At 69.1% G+C, this 15642-nt stretch carries 17 protein-coding genes; 10 read left to right on the forward strand and 7 right to left on the reverse strand.

Going from position 1 to position 15642, the window contains the following annotated elements:
* The first annotated feature begins 365 nt into the window (after positions 1 to 365).
* Positions 366 to 803, forward strand: coding sequence for an Rrf2 family transcriptional regulator (locus Q8N10_RS07325; protein WP_304781353.1), 438 nt, complete (start codon positions 366 to 368; stop codon positions 801 to 803).
* A gap of 83 nt (positions 804 to 886) precedes the next feature.
* Here the strand turns inward: Q8N10_RS07325 and Q8N10_RS07330 are convergent, their stop codons facing one another.
* A complete protein-coding gene (locus Q8N10_RS07330; protein ID WP_304781356.1) occupies positions 887 to 1315 on the reverse strand; it encodes a CBS domain-containing protein in 429 nt (142 codons plus the stop codon).
* Between the two features lie 56 nt (positions 1316 to 1371).
* The gene (locus Q8N10_RS07335) at positions 1372 to 2010 is read right to left on the reverse strand and encodes a rhomboid family intramembrane serine protease (RefSeq protein ID WP_304781359.1); all 639 of its coding nucleotides are present in this window, start codon (positions 2008 to 2010) and stop codon (positions 1372 to 1374) included.
* A gap of 164 nt (positions 2011 to 2174) precedes the next feature.
* On the opposite strand from Q8N10_RS07335, the gene hfaA reads away from it, so the two are divergent.
* The 5 genes from hfaA (at position 2175) to Q8N10_RS07360 (ending at position 8528) form a co-directional block, all read left to right on the forward strand.
* Positions 2175 to 2606 carry a holdfast anchoring protein HfaA gene (gene hfaA / locus Q8N10_RS07340; RefSeq protein WP_304781362.1) on the forward strand — a complete coding sequence of 144 codons (432 nt, stop codon included), beginning with the start codon at positions 2175 to 2177 and terminating at the stop codon, positions 2604 to 2606.
* Positions 2596 to 3600: a holdfast anchoring protein HfaB gene (gene hfaB / locus Q8N10_RS07345; protein WP_304781365.1), complete on the forward strand. Its 1005-nt coding sequence runs from the start codon at positions 2596 to 2598 to the stop codon at positions 3598 to 3600. The genes hfaA and hfaB overlap by 11 nt, the downstream gene beginning before the upstream one ends.
* Positions 3563 to 4756, forward strand: coding sequence for a holdfast anchor protein HfaD (hfaD, locus tag Q8N10_RS07350; RefSeq protein WP_304781368.1), 1194 nt, complete (start codon positions 3563 to 3565; stop codon positions 4754 to 4756). Before hfaB ends, hfaD begins: the two co-directional genes overlap by 38 nt.
* An 89-nt stretch (positions 4757 to 4845) precedes the next feature.
* The gene (locus Q8N10_RS07355; RefSeq protein ID WP_304781370.1) at positions 4846 to 7734 is read left to right on the forward strand and encodes a pitrilysin family protein; all 2889 of its coding nucleotides are present in this window, start codon (positions 4846 to 4848) and stop codon (positions 7732 to 7734) included.
* Positions 7735 to 7778: 44 nt separating this feature from the next.
* The gene (locus Q8N10_RS07360; protein ID WP_304781372.1) at positions 7779 to 8528 is read left to right on the forward strand and encodes a class I SAM-dependent methyltransferase; all 750 of its coding nucleotides are present in this window, start codon (positions 7779 to 7781) and stop codon (positions 8526 to 8528) included.
* 71 nt (positions 8529 to 8599) lie between these two features.
* On the opposite strand, the gene Q8N10_RS07365 is transcribed toward Q8N10_RS07360, so the two are convergent.
* Positions 8600 to 9277 (reverse strand): hypothetical protein, encoded by a 678-nt coding sequence (locus Q8N10_RS07365; RefSeq protein ID WP_304781375.1) that lies wholly within the window; start codon positions 9275 to 9277, stop codon positions 8600 to 8602.
* Positions 9278 to 9296: 19 nt separating this feature from the next.
* Positions 9297 to 9422 carry a hypothetical protein gene (locus Q8N10_RS07370; RefSeq protein WP_304781378.1) on the reverse strand — a complete coding sequence of 42 codons (126 nt, stop codon included), beginning with the start codon at positions 9420 to 9422 and terminating at the stop codon, positions 9297 to 9299.
* Between the two features lie 182 nt (positions 9423 to 9604).
* On the opposite strand from Q8N10_RS07370, the gene Q8N10_RS07375 reads away from it, so the two are divergent.
* On the forward strand, positions 9605 to 10237 hold the full coding sequence (locus Q8N10_RS07375) for a PAS domain-containing protein (protein WP_304781381.1): 633 nt from the start codon (positions 9605 to 9607) through the stop codon (positions 10235 to 10237).
* A 50-nt stretch (positions 10238 to 10287) separates the two neighbouring features.
* Here the strand turns inward: Q8N10_RS07375 and Q8N10_RS07380 are convergent, their stop codons facing one another.
* From Q8N10_RS07380 to Q8N10_RS07390, 3 genes are all read right to left on the reverse strand, one after another.
* The gene (locus Q8N10_RS07380; RefSeq protein WP_304781384.1) at positions 10288 to 10713 is read right to left on the reverse strand and encodes a hypothetical protein; all 426 of its coding nucleotides are present in this window, start codon (positions 10711 to 10713) and stop codon (positions 10288 to 10290) included.
* Positions 10714 to 10761: 48 nt separating this feature from the next.
* Positions 10762 to 11643: a CsgG/HfaB family protein gene (locus tag Q8N10_RS07385; RefSeq protein ID WP_304781387.1), complete on the reverse strand. Its 882-nt coding sequence runs from the start codon at positions 11641 to 11643 to the stop codon at positions 10762 to 10764.
* Positions 11644 to 11792: 149 nt separating this feature from the next.
* The gene (locus Q8N10_RS07390; RefSeq protein ID WP_305663886.1) at positions 11793 to 12908 is read right to left on the reverse strand and encodes a helix-turn-helix transcriptional regulator; all 1116 of its coding nucleotides are present in this window, start codon (positions 12906 to 12908) and stop codon (positions 11793 to 11795) included.
* Positions 12909 to 13098: 190 nt separating this feature from the next.
* Here Q8N10_RS07390 and Q8N10_RS07395 point away from each other — a divergent pair, with 190 nt between their 5' ends.
* From Q8N10_RS07395 to Q8N10_RS07405, 3 genes are read left to right on the forward strand one after another with little or no spacing between them, the layout of a single operon-like run.
* Complete coding sequence (locus tag Q8N10_RS07395) at positions 13099 to 13647, forward strand: RNA polymerase sigma factor (protein ID WP_304781396.1); 549 nt, start codon at positions 13099 to 13101, stop codon at positions 13645 to 13647.
* Positions 13648 to 13656: 9 nt separating this feature from the next.
* A complete protein-coding gene (locus Q8N10_RS07400) occupies positions 13657 to 14328 on the forward strand; it encodes an anti-sigma factor (protein WP_304781399.1) in 672 nt (223 codons plus the stop codon).
* Complete coding sequence (locus Q8N10_RS07405) at positions 14328 to 15596, forward strand: S8 family serine peptidase (protein ID WP_304781402.1); 1269 nt, start codon at positions 14328 to 14330, stop codon at positions 15594 to 15596. Before Q8N10_RS07400 ends, Q8N10_RS07405 begins: the two co-directional genes overlap by 1 nt.
* Positions 15597 to 15642: the final 46 nt, after the last annotated feature.

Genomic DNA, 15642 nt, shown 5'->3' on the forward strand with positions numbered 1-15642 from the left:
CGCCAGAGCGCCGCCGCCTGCGTTTCTCTTTCCAAATCAACAATGTCAAAGACCAGGACCGGGTTTCCCCTGCCCCACTGTTTAACGCCAGTGGTCGGCGGAGGCGGCGTTCTAGGGGCCGGCCTCTCTCGTGTCAACCGACGATTGGAGGAAACAATTTCAAGGGCTTAGCCGCCCCGGATTTCGTCGTCCGCCGCCCCGTCTGCTGAGCGAGGGGGGCTTATATGAGCGGGTTTGGACTCGCGCAAGCCCCTTCTGGCCGCTCGACGACAAAACGGTGACGCAGCTTGCGGAGCGCCGCCCGCCTTGCCTATGTGGACAGGGCGCAAACGCAAGGCGCACGGGGACGGAGGCCCTTTTTCCCGATGCTTTCGCAGAAGGCGCGATACGGACTGCGAGCGCTGGTGGAACTGGCCCGCGCCGGCGGCGGCCAGGTCACTTCCGGCGAATTGGCCCTCCGTGCCGACGCGCCGCGCAAGTTCCTGGAGGCGATTCTGCTGGAACTGGCCCGCAACCGTGTGGTGGTCAGCAAGCGTGGCAAGTTCGGTGGCTATCATCTGGCCCGTCCGGCCGCCGAGATCAGCTTCGCGGAGATCATCCGTATCATAGATGGGCCCCTCGCCCTGGCGCCCTGCGTCAGCCGGCTGTCCTTCCGCAAATGCGACGACTGCCCTGACCTCGCCACCTGCTCGTTGCGTGAAGCGCTCTTAAGAGCTCGCGATGCGACCTCCGACGTGCTGGAGGGCTACAGCCTCGCCGAGGCCGCCGCCTGCGACGGCGCCGAGGTATTCAATCAGCCCTGATCCCAGGTTTCTGGAGGCAGCCTTACCGAGGGGTACCCGCCCCGCCGTCGGAGCGTCAAACCCATGCGGAGATCAGCGAGCGGCTACCCCGCCGCGATATAGGCCTTCAGCCCGTCGGCCTCGGCCTCGACCTCAGAGATCTTGTGCTTCACCAAGTCGCCGATGGAGACGATGCCGATCAGCCGGTCGCCTTCGCAGACCGGCAGGTGCCGCAGCCTGCGATCGGTCATCCGGCTGAGTAGGGCGTTCACGCTCTCGTCGGGCTCAGCGAACACCACGTCGCGGGTCATGCAGCTAGAGACCGGCTGGTTGAGGGCCGCCCCCCCCTGCTCTGCCATCACCCTGACCACGTCGCGCTCGGAGACGATGCCCGCCACCCGGTCGCCGTCCATGATGATCATGGCCCCCACACGTCTGGAGTGCAGCAGGGCGCAGATTGCGCTCACCGTCTCACTAGGCGCGGCTGTGAAGACCAGATCGCCCTTGGCCTTCAGGATCTGCGAAACAAGCATGGCGGCGTCCCTCTATCGTCGTCGAAGAACAAAGGTCGCTCAGGATCGCTGTCAGATCAATCGACTACACCCCGACGTGATAGCCAGCCGAACGGCGTCACCAGCACCAGACCAGCCGCGTAGCCGAACAGATGGGCCTCCCAGGCCACGGGCATGCCGCCCGCGCCCGGCGCGAATCCCACCACGGCGATCAGCAGGTTCACCACAACCCACGCGGCTGTCATGCCCACCACCGCCGGGCTGAGATAGGGGCCGGGAACCCCCTTCCCCGCGATCATCCGGGCCGCCGCCGCCATCAGCCCGGCCACCGCTCCCGACGCGCCCACCAGCAGATGAGGCTCCCCCGCATGGACCAGGCCATAGCCCAGGTTCGCGAGCGCCCCGCACGCAAGATAGAAGAGCAGGAAGGCAAGGACGCCTGTCACCCGCACGCCGTAGTAGCGCGCGACCGGCGTGCCGAAGGCCAGGGCCCCGGCCCCGTTCATGAACGCGTGCGCCCAGCCGCCATGAACAAAGAGCGCGGTGATCAGGGTGAATCCCCGCCCGTCATTCAGGCTTGCGGGGGAAAATCCGTAGGTGGGCAAGATTTGCTCAGGCGGCAGGAATGACTGCAGCCCAAACCCTCCGATGATCGTCGCCGTCATGGCCACGGCGGGCCATGGCGCGTTGAACATCGGTTCGCGGGGTTCGTCCAAAGCGCTCTCCAAACTCGAAACAGCCGCGAAACCGGGGGTTTGCCGACAGCTCATTAACCAAATCGCCAGCCTCTGCGCTCTTTAATGCGCGCTGTCCGGTTTTGGCACGCTCTGTGCTCCCGAAAGACCAGACGATTTCGTCCGCGCGGAGTTTTTGCATCTTCATGGCCGCCGCTCCCCCCGCCGCGCCGCGTCTTGCCTGGCTCGCCGCGGCCTTCGCCCTGAGCCTGGCCGCCGGTCAGGCCAACGCCCAGGCGATGTCCACCAACTCCGCCGATTTCAACTCGGGCTACGGCCGCGCGGCCGGTTCCGAGAACCATCCGGTGCAGTTCTCCACCCGGGACGCCAACGGCAACCGCATCATCGTCGACGGCCTCATGCTCACCGGCGAGGACCAGTCCAGCTTCTCCAGCGCCTCGGGCGCGGCCGACGCCTATGCCGGCGTCGGGGCCTCGGCGGGCGGCGCCTCGGCCATCGGCAACAACCTGACCGTGGTCACGCAGGGCAACTACAACACCGTCATCATCAATTCGAGCCAGACCAACACCGGGGCGGTCACCGCCAACGCCAGCGGGGGCGTTGGCAATGGCCAGTAATCACCTCTACCGCGCCCTCGGCCTGCTGAGCGCCGCGGCCCTCGGCCTGGCCGGCTGCGCCACCCCGATCGCCGGGCCTAGTGGCAACTATGCCAGCGCCATCGGCACGGCTCCGGTCACCGCCAACCCGACCCCCTATTCCGGCGCCCTGGTCTGCATGGCCGGCTACGCCCGCAACGCCAGGCTGGTGGCCCCGCGCATCGCGGTGGGCCGCATCGCCGACTACACCGGCAAGTCGGAGTCCGACGGCTCGGGCCGCAAGATCACCCAGGGCGCGTCCCTGATGGCCATGTCGGCCTTCGCCAAGGCCGGCATGCCCCTGGTGGAGCGCTTCGACACCTCGGTCTCCGAACTGGAACTGAAGTACGCCAACAACAAGCTGATCTCCGACGCCCCCAACCCCGCGCCCGACCAGGCGGCCGAGTACCGCCGCATCCTGGCGGGCCAGGTTCCCGGCTCTGACTTCTATGTCGCTGGCGGCCTGACCGAGCTGAATTTCAATATCCGCTCCTCGGGCGCCGACCTCACCGGCGGCAGCCCGGACGCCAAGGAGCTCAAGGGCTCCTTCCGGGCCCGCATGTTCGTCATGAACATCGGTCTCGACATGCGGCTGATCAACACCCGCACCCTCGAGGTGGTCGACGTGATCTCCTACCAGAAGCAGGTGGTCGGACGGGAAGTGGGCATCGGCCTGTTCGACTTCCTGGGCGGCAACGTCTTCGACGTCTCGGCCGGGGCCGGGGCCCTGGAGCCCATGCAGCTCGCCGTCCGCGCCCTCGTCGAGCGCGCGGTCGTCGAGATGACCGCCAACCTCTACGGCATGCCCGGCCCGCGCGCCTGCCTGGCGTCTGACCCGCTGGGCGACGGCACGGTGGGCATCACCGGCGGCTACGTGCCGGCCTACAACAACCTGGGCACCAACAATGCTGAAACGCGGTCCGATCCTTCTCGCTGGAATGCTCGCAGGGATTCTGCCGTGCGGGGCCGCTACTAGTCAGTCCAACACGGTCCTCAACAATCAGATCCAGCTCGGCGACGTCTTCAGCCAGCAGACCCTGAACGTCGAGACCGTCAGCGACTACACCGCGGCCAACACCACGGCGACCGGCAACGTCTATTCGGCCTCCACCGACGGCGGCGACCTGGACCTCCGCTCCAACCAGACCTCCAGCGGCGATGTCCTGGCCGACACCAACGTCAATGTCGCCACCAACTCCGGCGCCCAGACCAACCTCGCCACCACCGCCAGCGGCAACCTTGGCGACGCCAACGTCCATGCCGGCACGATGAGCGCGGTGTTCAACCAGGCCACCACCGCCTCCACGATCACTGCCCACAGCCACATCGAGGCGCCGAACGCCCAGACCGGCGAGGTGTTCACCAGCACCCAGGCGGTGGGCAACAACCAGAACCTCGGCGTCAGCGTCGGCGCCGCCGGCGTTCGGGTGAACCAGGCCAATGCAGCTGACACCTATTCGGACGGCGGCGGGGTCTACGGCCTGGTCACCGGCGCGGCCGAGATGACCGCCGGCTCCATGGGCAACAATGTCGCCCTCTCCGGCGACGGCGGCTCAGGCGTCCGGATCATCGTCGACCAGCAGAACACCGCCGGCGTCACCCAGGCCGCCCATTTCACCGCCTACGGCCAGGTGCAGGACGGCAAGACCACCGCCATCGCGGCCGGCAACAACATGAACGCGGTCAACGAAGGCTTCCTGCTGGACGCCACCCTAAGACAGACCAACCAGGCCTATGTCCGCGCCCAGGCCGTCAGCTCCGCGGCCAACTTCGGCGCGGGGGCGGCGGTGGCCAACGGGGTCGGCAACAACGCCGTCATGGGCGACATTGGCGGCGAGGTCATCGTCGACAACACCCAGTTCAACGAGGGCGGCGGCATCGAGGCCGTGGCCGCCTACACCGGCGGCGAGGGCTATGACGGCCTGGCCTCGGCCACCGCCACCGGCAACGCGGCGGTCGGCTATTCCTGCTCCGACTGCTCGGGGCGCCTCACCGTGGCCAACGACCAGACCAACACCGTCGACGTCGGGGCGACCGCCACCGGGACCCTGACCACCGGCCGCTCCATCTCGGGCGTGGCCAACGCCGTGGGCAACACCGCCACCTACTATGTCAGCCGGCCCGGCGAGTAAGGCCGCCCTGCCCTCGTCCCGCCTTGCGCCCGCCACGACCCGCGGCGCATGGTGCCCGACCGTTTGAGCCATCGACCCGGAAAGCCTTGATGATCCGTCCTCTGCGCGGCGCCGCCGCGCTTCTCGCGGCCACCGCCCTCAGCGGCTGCGCCGTCCCCAACATGTCGATGCCCAGGCTTGGGGGGTTCGGTTTCGGACAGGACAAGGCCCCCGCAACGCCGCTGAAGCTCACCCCCGGCCAGTGGGCCCAGGCCCGCTCCGATGTGCCGGCCGACCCGGAGATCCGCTTCGGCGCCCTGCCCAACGGCATGCGCTATGCGCTGCGTCGGCAACAGGTCCCCGCCGGCCAGGCGGCCCTGCGCCTGCGCTTCGACGCCGGCTCCCTGCAGGAGACCGACGCCCAGGCCGGCCTGGCCCACTTCCTCGAGCACATGGCCTTCAACGGGTCCAAGAACGTGCCCGAAGGCGACATGATCAAGATCCTCGAGCGCCTGGGCCTGGCCTTCGGGGCCGACACCAACGCCTCCACCAATCTCGACGAGACCATCTACAAGCTGGACCTGCCCCGCACCGACGCCGAGACGGTGGACACCTCGCTGATGCTGCTGCGCGAGGCGGCCGGCAATCTCACCATCGACCAGGCCGCCGTGGACCGCGAGCGCGGCGTGGTGCTGTCGGAGGAGCGCGCCCGGGACAATCCCGCCAGCCGCGTCTACCGCGCCCGCCAGGCCTTCCTGCTGAAGAACCAGCTGCCGCCCCGCCGCGACCCCATCGGCAAGGTCGAGGTGCTGCAGAACGCCCCGGCCAGCCTGATGGTCGACTATTACCAGCGCTACTACCGCCCCGAGCGCGCGGTCCTGGTGGCGGCCGGGGATTTCGACCTCGACGCCATGGAGGCCAAGATCAAGGCCCGCTTCGGCGACTGGACCGCCACCGGGCCCGCCGGCCCCGACCCCATTCTCGGCCCCGTCGCTCCCCGCACCCCGGAGGCCAAGCTGGTCATCGAGGCGGGCGCGCCGCTGTCCCTGCAGCTCGCCTGGATCCAGGCGCCTGACAACAGCCCCGACGGCCTGGCCAGGCGCCGCCGCGACCTGATCGAGTATCTGGGCTTCCAGGTGCTGAACCGCCGCTTCTCCACCCTGGCCCGCGCCGCCGATCCGCCCTTCCTGGGGGCCGGCGCCTTCAACCGCGACGAGTATGACGCCGCCGAGCTGACCATGGTCACGGTGAACGCCGAGGCCAGCCGCTGGAAGGACGCGCTCACCGCCGCCGAGCAGGAACAGCGCCGCGCCATCCGCTATGGCGTGCGCCAGGACGAGCTGGACCGCGAGATCGAGGAGCTGCGCGCCAACGTCAAGGCCGACGTCGCCGGCGCCGCCACCCGCACCCCGGGCCAGCTGGCCAATGAGATCATAGGCTCCCTGTCCGACAACGAGGTGGTCACCAATCCCAGCCAGGACGCGGCCCTCTTCGATGCCGCCGTGAAGGGCCTGAAGGCCGAGCAGGTCTCCGCCGCGCTCAGGGCCGCCTTCGACGGCGCCGGCCCGCTGATCTTCATGACCTCGCCAAGACCCATCCAGGGCGGCGAGCCGGCCCTGCTGGCGGCGCTCGAGGCCTCCCGCAAGCTGGAGGTCACCCCACCCACCGGCGCCACCGCCGTCGCCTGGCCCTATGAGACTTTCGGCGCCCCCGGCAAGGTCGCCAGCACCAAGGACGCCGCCGATCTCGACACCACCTTCGTCACCTTCGAGAACGGGGTCCGCCTCACCATCAAGCCGACCCGCTTCAAGGACGACGAGGTCCTGGTGCGCGTGAATGTCGGCGGCGGTCGGGTCGACATGCCCCGCGACCGTCAGAGCGGCGCCTGGGCGGCCAGCACCTATGTCGAGGGCGGCCTGGCCAAGATCAGCGCCGAGGACATGGAGCGCGTCCTAGCCCGCCGGGTCTATGGCGCGCAGTTCAGCATCGGCGATGACGCCTTCGTTCTCACCGGCGGCACCCGTTCGGCCGACCTGGACATCCAGCTACAGGTCCTGGCCGCCTATGTGGCAGAACCCGGCTGGCGGCCCGAGGCCTTCGCGCGCCTGAAGAGCGCCAGCAAAACCTTCCACGATCAGTATGAGTCCACCGACTCCGGCGTGCTCAGCCGCGATCTGGGCGGCCTCCTGCGCTCGGGCGACGAACGCTGGGTCTTCCCCAGCCGCTCGGAGATGGCCGACGCCAAGCTCACCGACCTCAAGGACCAGATCTACCCGGCCATCGCCAGCGGCCCCATTGAGGTGGTCATCGTCGGCGACATCACCGTGGAGAAGGCGACCGAGCTGGTGGCGGCCACCTTCGGGGCCCTGCCGTCGCGAGCCCCCGCCCCCGCCGCCGATCCCGCCAAGCGTCAGGTCGCCTTCCCGGCCGGGGTCGCCACGCCTGTCCAGCGCATCCACAAGGGCCGCGCCGACCAGGCCATCGGCTATCTCGCCTGGCCTACCAATGGCTTCTTCGCCAACCCGCAGAAGGCCCGCGACACCGCGGTCATGGGCGAGGTGCTGGAACTGCGGCTGATCGAGGAGTTGCGCGAGAGCCAGGGGGCCACCTATTCGCCCCAGGTCAGCTACAACCACTCCATGGTCTGGCCCAGCTGGGGCTACGTCTCGGCCAACGTCGAGATCCCGCCCGAGAAGCTGCCCGCCTTCTTCGCCGACGTCCGCAAGATCGCCGCCGACCTGCGCGCCAAGGACATCACCCAGGACGAGCTGGACCGCGCCAAGAAACCCCGCATCGACCAGTTCGAAAAGGCCCGCGAAACCAACGGCTACTGGCTCAACGAACTGTCGGGCGCGCAAGCCGACCCGCGCCGCCTGGAGGCCACCCGCGCCATCCTGCCCGGCACCGAACGCGTGACCATCGCCGACGTCCGCCGCGCCGCCCAGGAGGTCCTGGTGGACGACAAGATGTGGCTGCTGGAGATCAAGCCCGCGAAGTAGGGCCGACCCTTGCGGACATTGGACCCGCTTGCGACCATGGCCCCATGAGCGCCAGCCCGCACCTGCATCAGTGGCTCCAAGACGCCGCGGCGCCCTTCGAGGGCTGGGACTTCTCCCGCCTGAAGGGGCGCTTCACTGAGGGCGAGCCCCCCTGGGACTACCTGGCCCTGGCCAGGGCGGCCGTCGCCCAGGCCTCCGACATCCTGGATGTGGCCACCGGCGGCGGGGAGATCTTCGCGGCCCTCGCGCCCTTCCCCGGCCGGGCGACCGCCGTCGAGGGGTTCGTCCCCAATCTGCCGGTGGCGCGGCGGCGGCTGGAGCCGTTGGGCGTCCCGGTCTTCCAGGGGAACACCGCCTCGGGCATGCCCTTCGAGGACGAAAGCTTCGACCTCGTGCTCAACCGCCAAGGCGGGTTCCGCGCCGCGGAGATGTACCGGATCCTCAAGCCGGGCGGGGTCTTCCTGACCCAGCAGGTGGGCGGCGACAACCTGGCCGACCTGACCGCCGCCTTCGGCGCCCAGCTCCCCTACCCGGACAATACGCTGGCCCAGGTGCGCGCGGACTTCGCCGCCCTGGGCGCCGAGATCCGCCGCGCGGAGACATGGCGCGGCCCCGTCACCTTCGCCGACGTCGGCGCCCTGATCTATTTCCTCAAGGCCATCCCCTGGGTGGTCCAGAACTTCGACGTCGCGCGGCAGCTTGGCGCCCTCGAGGCGCTGCAGGCCCAGCTAGACGCCGGCGACCCCCTGCGCTTCACCTACACCCGCTTCCTGATCGAGGCCGTGAAACGGTAGGGGAGGACAGAAACGCAAAAGGGGCCGCGTCGCCGCGAGCCCCTCCGCAATCTCAGTCCGGGCGCTGGGTCCTAATAGACGATCCCGCCGACGCCGCCGTCCAGGCTCATGGCCGTGGTGACGGTGGAGCCGCTGACGCGCTCCTCTTCCTCGCGATAGGCGGTGTAGGTCTCGGTCATCACCATGGTCAGCACCTTGATGCCGGCCCCGAAGCGACGCAGCAGCGAGCGCTCGTTGCAGTCGCGGCCGGGACGCTGGGGACGGCACTCGACCTTGCCGCCGGGCATGTGGACCAGGGCGTCGCCCCTGCGGCAGACCAGGGCCTTGCCGCCGGAGAAGTCCACCTTGCCGTCGTATTCGGCGATGGTGGCCGACAGGTAGGTCCCGGCCAGGCAGCGATAGAGCTCGCCGTCATAGGCGTCGTCGATGTCGCGGTCCGGGGTCACCTGGGACGCGGGATGGGGAACTTCACGGTCGTCGATGCAGAAGGCCTGGATCACCACGCGGCGCATGCGGGTGCGGGTCGCCTCATAGGCGGTCTTCTTGAACCGCTTGCCGGCGTCGACATAGAGGCCCTGGATCATGCCGGTGGACATGGGGGGCGAATAACCGCCGCCACCGCCGCCACCGCCGTAATAGGTCACCGAACCGGAGCCTGCCCCCGCGCCGGCTCCGGAGCCGGAACTTGCGCCGGCGCTCGAGGCCGCGTTGGCGATCGCCACGTTCACGCTGGAGACGTTGACGTGCACGCTGGTGCGGGGCCCGTTGTCACAGCAGGGCGGAGTCGGCGGCGGCGGGGCCGGCGGCGGCGTGCAGCAGGGGGGAGCGGGCGGCGGAATGCAGCAGGGCGGCGGAGGGGGCGGGGTGCAGCACACCGGCGGCGGGGCGCAGCACTGAGCCAGCGCCTCGTCCGGGGCGGCGCTGCCCAGGAACAGAAGTCCAAATCCAAGCACAAGGCCCAACAGGGTCGAACGCATCGTCATGGGACGGCCCCTCCTCGCAAGGCCACCGTTAAGCATGCAAGAACCGCGCCGCACATCGCCACGCGCCCTGCCGGCTCAGCCGAAACGTCCCGATTGGAGACGCCCGGCGACTGGTCCGTATCTTTCTGCAAGCCCCATGCGGTCGATTTCGGCCGTGGACAGGGCTGCATCTCGATGTCGGTGTTCCATTCAAATACAGAACGGTTGATAGACTATTGGCGAACGCGCGGCGGCGACGGCCGTCTGCCCCTCCGCAGCGCCATCAGCCCGGCCGATTTTTCCGAGATCATCGCCCAGGTCTTCATCCTTGGCCGCACGCGGTCGGGCGTCTATCCGGTGCGCCTGGCCGGCGGCTTTGTCGCCGAACTGCACCAGCGCGACCTGCGACAGCAGAACGGCCTCTCCCTCGTGCGCGAGCGCGACCGCTTCAACCTGCACACCGCGCTCGAAACCGCCTGGCGCCGCCCCGAGCCCATCGTCGCCACTGTCGAGGTGCTGACCGAGGGGCCAAGCCTGGCCATGGAGGTGCTCTTCGCCCCCCTGGCCGGCGCCACCGGCACGCCCGATCGCTTCCTGGGGCTCTACCAACCGCTGGGCATGGTCTCGCGCCTGCGCGGCCTCCCGGCCCAGCCCTTCGCCGTCCGCGACATACGCGGCATGGGCCCGGCCAACGAGGAAACCCCCCGCCTGCGGCTCGCGACCCTGGACGGGCGGCGCATCGCCTAGCGAAGATTCCTACCGCCCCGGGCGGAGACCCACGGCCGTGCAGACGAGCGTCAATTGCGGGGCGAGCTGACGATGGCGGCTCGGTTGCGGACATTGACGAAGACGCAGGTCTGGCCCTGCAGCTGGAAGGGCTTAACCACCACGTTCTGGCCGTAGACGCCGACGGCGGAACTGTTGGGCGACTTGTAGCTCAGCTTGTAGGTCCCCTCCGGCACGGCGAACTTGCGGATCGTCGAGATGCTGGCGGGGGTGACGCTTGGGAACTGATAGACCGGCCCCGTCGGCTGTTTGCGGAAGGTGTATTCCAGCGAGACGTCGGAGAAGCTGAACAGGTTGAGCCGCACCGTGTTGATGCTGCCGCCGCCTGGGACGATCTCGCAGATATTAGTGGCCGACATCACCACCTGGGCGGCGGCCGGGGCTCCCCAGCAGAGCCCGGCCGCGGCGACCGCCGCCGAAAATGTGATGGATTTCATTGGGTCTCTCCAAGTGTTCGCCGGGATGGCGCGGTCGACGGGTCGCGGTCAGTCCAGCTTCAGCACGTCGCCTCTCAGTGGGATTTCGCCGCTCACCAGGACCGCCGTGGAAAGCCTATCCCGGACGCTATCGATCTGGATCACCCCGACGGGCGCCATCTCCACGTCCAGCACCACCCCGGTCGACGGATCGGTGAGCACCCTGCCCTTTCGATAGGCGTGCAGGGTGGCACCATGGGCGACATTGCGATCCGCGCCAGCGTTAACATAGATCTTGCCGCCGGTCGCATCGATCACCAGGGCCGACCAGGGCACGTTGCGCATGCTCGCGGCGATCTGCAGGACGGCCTTGGCGATGGCGTCCTCGCCGGCCTTGCCGATGGGCGAGTTACGGAAAGCCGCGGCGTTGGCCGACGCACCCGTCCGGGAGTCCACCAGGGTCGCGTCCACCGCCGACGATGAGGCCGAGCCCAGGGCCTTGGAGGTCGAGATGATCTGGCCGGTGGCCGCATCGACGAGCCGAAGCGAGATCTCCATGACCGCCTTCTGGCTCTTGACCCCGGCGCGGGCGGCGAAAAGCGATCCCATGGGCAGCCCCCCGACCCCCAGGCTGGAGCCGCCAGCGTTGGCCTCATACTTGGTCACCGCCGCGCGCACGACGGCGCTCGCGCCGATCGCCTCGGCGCCCGGGACCGCGGGGGGCTCCAACACCACGAAGCGTCCGTCCCGGACCAGGGCGTCGGTGAGCATGGCGGTCATGCCCTCGGAGGTGACGGTTCCGCCCACCGCCTCGGTGGCCAGGATCTTATCGACCGAGACGGTCTTCTTCAGCCCGTCATAGGCGGGGGGTGGAGAGGGCTGGGCCTGGGCCGGCTGCCCGGCGAAGCTCGCCAGGCCGAGGCAAAGGGCGAGCGCGAGGCGTGACGTCATTCGATGGCCCATGGCAAGATTCGCTTCCGCGCCGTCCGGGAACGACGGCCTGGTCAGCCGGCGTTGCGCCGGCCTTCTCCCAGCCAAGGGTCGTTGCGAGCGCCCCCTCGGTTCAAGGCGGGCCTCAGAATCTTGACCGCGCGCGGGGCTCAGAGCCGACCCAGCAACTGCACCAGTTCGGTCTGTCCATTCACCCCGGCCTTCCGGAAGATGCTCTGCAGATGGTTGCGCGCAGTGTTGACCGACATCTGGGCCTGGTCCGCGGCGCGCTGAAGGTCGGCGCAGCCTACCAGTTCGATCGCGAAGTCGGCTTCTCGTTCGGTGAGGCCGAACACCTCCTGCAACGCGTCCCGGGCAGGCGTTCGGACGGTGGACAGATCCTGCAGATGGATGACGCAGCCTATGGGCCGTCCGGCGAGGAACCGTTCCGTCGGCGGGGAGGCCAGCACCGAGACGACGTAGGGCCGACGCCCCGAGGGCCGGGTCACCAGCATTCGTCCGCCGGCCGGCGTCTCCTGCTGCTTCACCCCCGAAAGGGCGGCCTGCACCAGCTGTTGGAGCCGCCGCGTTTCGGGTGGCCGGCAGGTCAGGAAGGCGCCCTGCGACAGGCTCAGCCCGTCGCCGCTGTTTAGGATGGCGGTCGCGGCGTCGTTCACGAAGGTGGGCTCGCCCTTGGCGCTGAGCAGGATGACGCCATCGGCCTTGCTGGCCAGGCCATTGAGCAGGGCGATGCGGGTGGCGGTCTGGGACTCGATCACCTGTCCCAGGGCGGTGGCCTGCTCAAAGAGCGGCGTCAGACGGCGGAAGGCCGCGATGGCCTCGGACGAGGCGTGCCCCTCGGCCTCGGTGCTGAGGATGGCCACGCAGAGGGTCAGGTCGTCAGCAAGCCTGATGTGGGTTCCCAGTTGATAGGTCACCCCAAGGACCGCGTAGGCCTCGCGGCACCAGCGGTTCTGGCTGATTTCCTCAACGTTCCAAAGGAGATGGTCGTAGTAGATCGACCCGAGCGGGGCGTTCAGAAGGAGGGGAGTTCGCGGGTCCTTGCTGAAGATTTCGCCGAGGTAATAGGCGCTCGCCGCATTGGAATCTGGTCTCGAACTCTCAGCGGCGATGAACTTGCCGGATATATCGGCAAGTCGAAGGACGGCCGCGTCACTCCCGAATGATCTCGCCAAGGCGCCAAGCGTGTCGCGCCAGGGCGTGTCCCCGAGAGCCGAGGCATAGAACTGGCTCACGATGGCGTCGTGTTGACCTTGGCCGAGCATCTAGCCGCCCCCAAATCCCGAAGCCCGAGCAACATACTCAAATTAGCTGGTCCAAACGGACTAGTCGTGGCGATGCTGATCGCCGATTTCAGAGGCTACAATATCTTAAGGGACATGATGAGTTGGCTCTGGGCAAGCTGTTCCGGCGTGTCCAGGCCTGCAATGTCGCTATTGACCTCAGGGTTGGGCAATGTTGACCGCAGATGCGCTCCACAGGATCGCGAAAGGTGACCGCGCCGCCCTCACCGAACTCTATCAGCGCGTGCAACCGCAATTTGTCGGCTATGCTAGCGCGCTACTCGCCGGCGACGTGGACGCGGCCCTGGACGTCGTTGACGAAGCCTTCCTCAGTATTTGGCGTGAAGCTGGCCGCTATGGCGGAGAGGGCAGCGCCGACGGCTGGATCCGCCGTATCGTCCGCAACAAGGCCGTCGACTGGCTGAGAAGCCGCCGCGAACGTCCGCAAGCGCCGCGCGGCGACCACGCCGGCGAACTCGCCGATCCGTCGGACACGCCCGAGCGAGCGGCGGAAAAAACCTCCGCCGCGGATGAACTTCGCGCGGCGCTGGCGCGACTAAGTCCAGATCACAGAGAGGTTGTCTGGCTCTGCTACTTCGAGGAAAGTTCGCTATCAGAGATTGCGGTGATCGCGGGCTGTCCCGAGAATACCGTCAAGACGAGGCTTTTCCACGCTAGGAAGCAGCTCCGTCGCGAACTGGAGAGGCAGCGGGCGGATTGAGGCGCACTCATGGACGGCGATGAACAGGACGACCGGAGCGCGGCGCATCTCCTTCCCTTCTATGTGAACGGCACGCTCCCGCCCGCCGATCGGGCCCGCGTCGAAGCCGCCCTGGCCTCCGACCCCGATCTGCGCGCCGAGTTGGAGGCTGTCTCCGAGATCGCCGCCCTGGTGCGCGAAGGCGGCGCCGCCTTCACCGCTCCCGCCGAGGACGCCCTTTCAGATCGCCTGGACAGCCTGTTGCCGCGGGTCGAGGCCCGGGACGCCGCCGCGTCGCCCGCGGCGGACAGGCGCGTGCGAGGATCGCGGACCGCGGGCGCCGCAGGTCAGGCGAGGGCGCCCCAGACCCTCTGGCGGCGCGCCTTCGCCGCCGCCGCCGCTCTGGCGGTGGTGCAGGCCGGGGTGATCGCCTACCAGATGAGCCCGCACGGCGGCTACGAGAGCCTTTCCGGGCCTCCGGCGCCCGCGCCGGCCAAGTCGCCGCGTCTGCTGCTCCGCCTGTCGCCGGACGCCCGGTGGGAAGAGGTCCAGGCCTTCCTGGAGAGCCACCACCTGACCATCGTGGGGGGCCCCCGCGGCGCGGTCATCGAGGTCGTCCTGGCCGCCGGCGGGGTGCTCGACACTGAGATCGAGGTCCTGCGGGCCTCGCCGCTGGTGGACTTCGTGGGCGTTGAGAGTTGATGGCGCCCTCGCCCCGCGGCTGGGCTCTTTCCGCGGCCCTGGCCGCCGTGCTGGTCCCCCATGTCGCCTTGGCCCAGGTCGGGGTCGGACCCCGGGGCGATGTCGCGCGCCCCCCGAACCGGCCCTCCGGCGGCTCGGGGCCAATGTTCACGCCAAGCCTGAGCCTGACCTTGACCCTGCCCAGGAAGCCCAAGCCGTTCGAGGCGCGGGATGCGAACCAGGAGGCGCAGGTTCCGGACGCGGTGATCTTCATCCTGAAGGACGGCGCGGCCGATCCCCTGGCGATCGCGGCGCGCACCGGGGTGGTGGTCCTGGAGACCGTCCGTCTGGAAAGCCTCCAGCTGCGGATGGTGGTGGGGCGGCTCGCGCCAGGCGACACGCCCGAGGCGGCCAGCGCGCGGCTCGCCAAGAGCCCGGGCGTCGCCTGGGCCCAGCCCGACCATGTCTATCAGGGGTTCGGCGGGGCATCGTCCAAGGCGCTCGAGGCTCAGGGCCTGACGCCAGCCGTCCTGGCGACGCCGGCGACCGGGACCGTGGCGATGATCGACACCCCCCTGGACCTTGATCACGAGGCCCTGAGGGGCGTCGCCGTCACGCAAAGACTGTTCGGGGTCAAGGCGGCGCCCGGTGTCCACGGCACGGCGGTCGGCGGTCTGATGGTGGGGCGGGGCGACCTTGTGTCCCCAGGCCGCGGCGCCCGCCTGGTGAGTCTGGCGGCCTTCCTGCCGGCCGGAGACGGCGCCCGCTCCCAGACGCGGTCCCTGGCGCGCGCCCTGGATACGGCGGCCCTGCTGGCGCCGAATGTCCTGAATCTTTCCTTCGGCGGCCCCGATGACCGCCCGCTGGCCGCCTTGCTGAAGGTCATCGACGACCGGGGAATCTGCGTCGCCGCGGCGGCCGGCAATGGCGGCAAGACGGGCCGCATCCCGTTCCCCGCCTCTCACCCCGCCGCCCTGGGCGTCACCGCGGTGGATGCGCGGCTGCGGATCTACCCCTTCGCCACCCCCGGCCCGCAGGTGGATGTCGCCGCCCTGGGGGTCGATGTGACGGTCGCCGCGCCCGGCGGATATCGCCAGGTCTCAGGTTCGTCCTTCGCCACGGCGATGGTCTCGGGAGCCCTCCTGCGCACCGAGGCCTGCGCGAGGTCCCGCGATCCGGGCGCCATGCGTGCGGCGGTCTCGAGTGCGGCGCGGGATCTTGGCGCGCCGGGCCGGGACGACGTGTTCGGCGGAGGCCTGTTCCGGCTGCCGCCGCGGTCTGCGCCCTGAGCAGAGCCGACGAGGCGGACGGCGCACCGTCCGCCTCGCGCGTCCT

The organism is Phenylobacterium sp., from assembly GCF_030693625.1.
In the GTDB taxonomy this organism is placed as follows: domain Bacteria; phylum Pseudomonadota; class Alphaproteobacteria; order Caulobacterales; family Caulobacteraceae; genus Phenylobacterium; species Phenylobacterium ferrooxidans.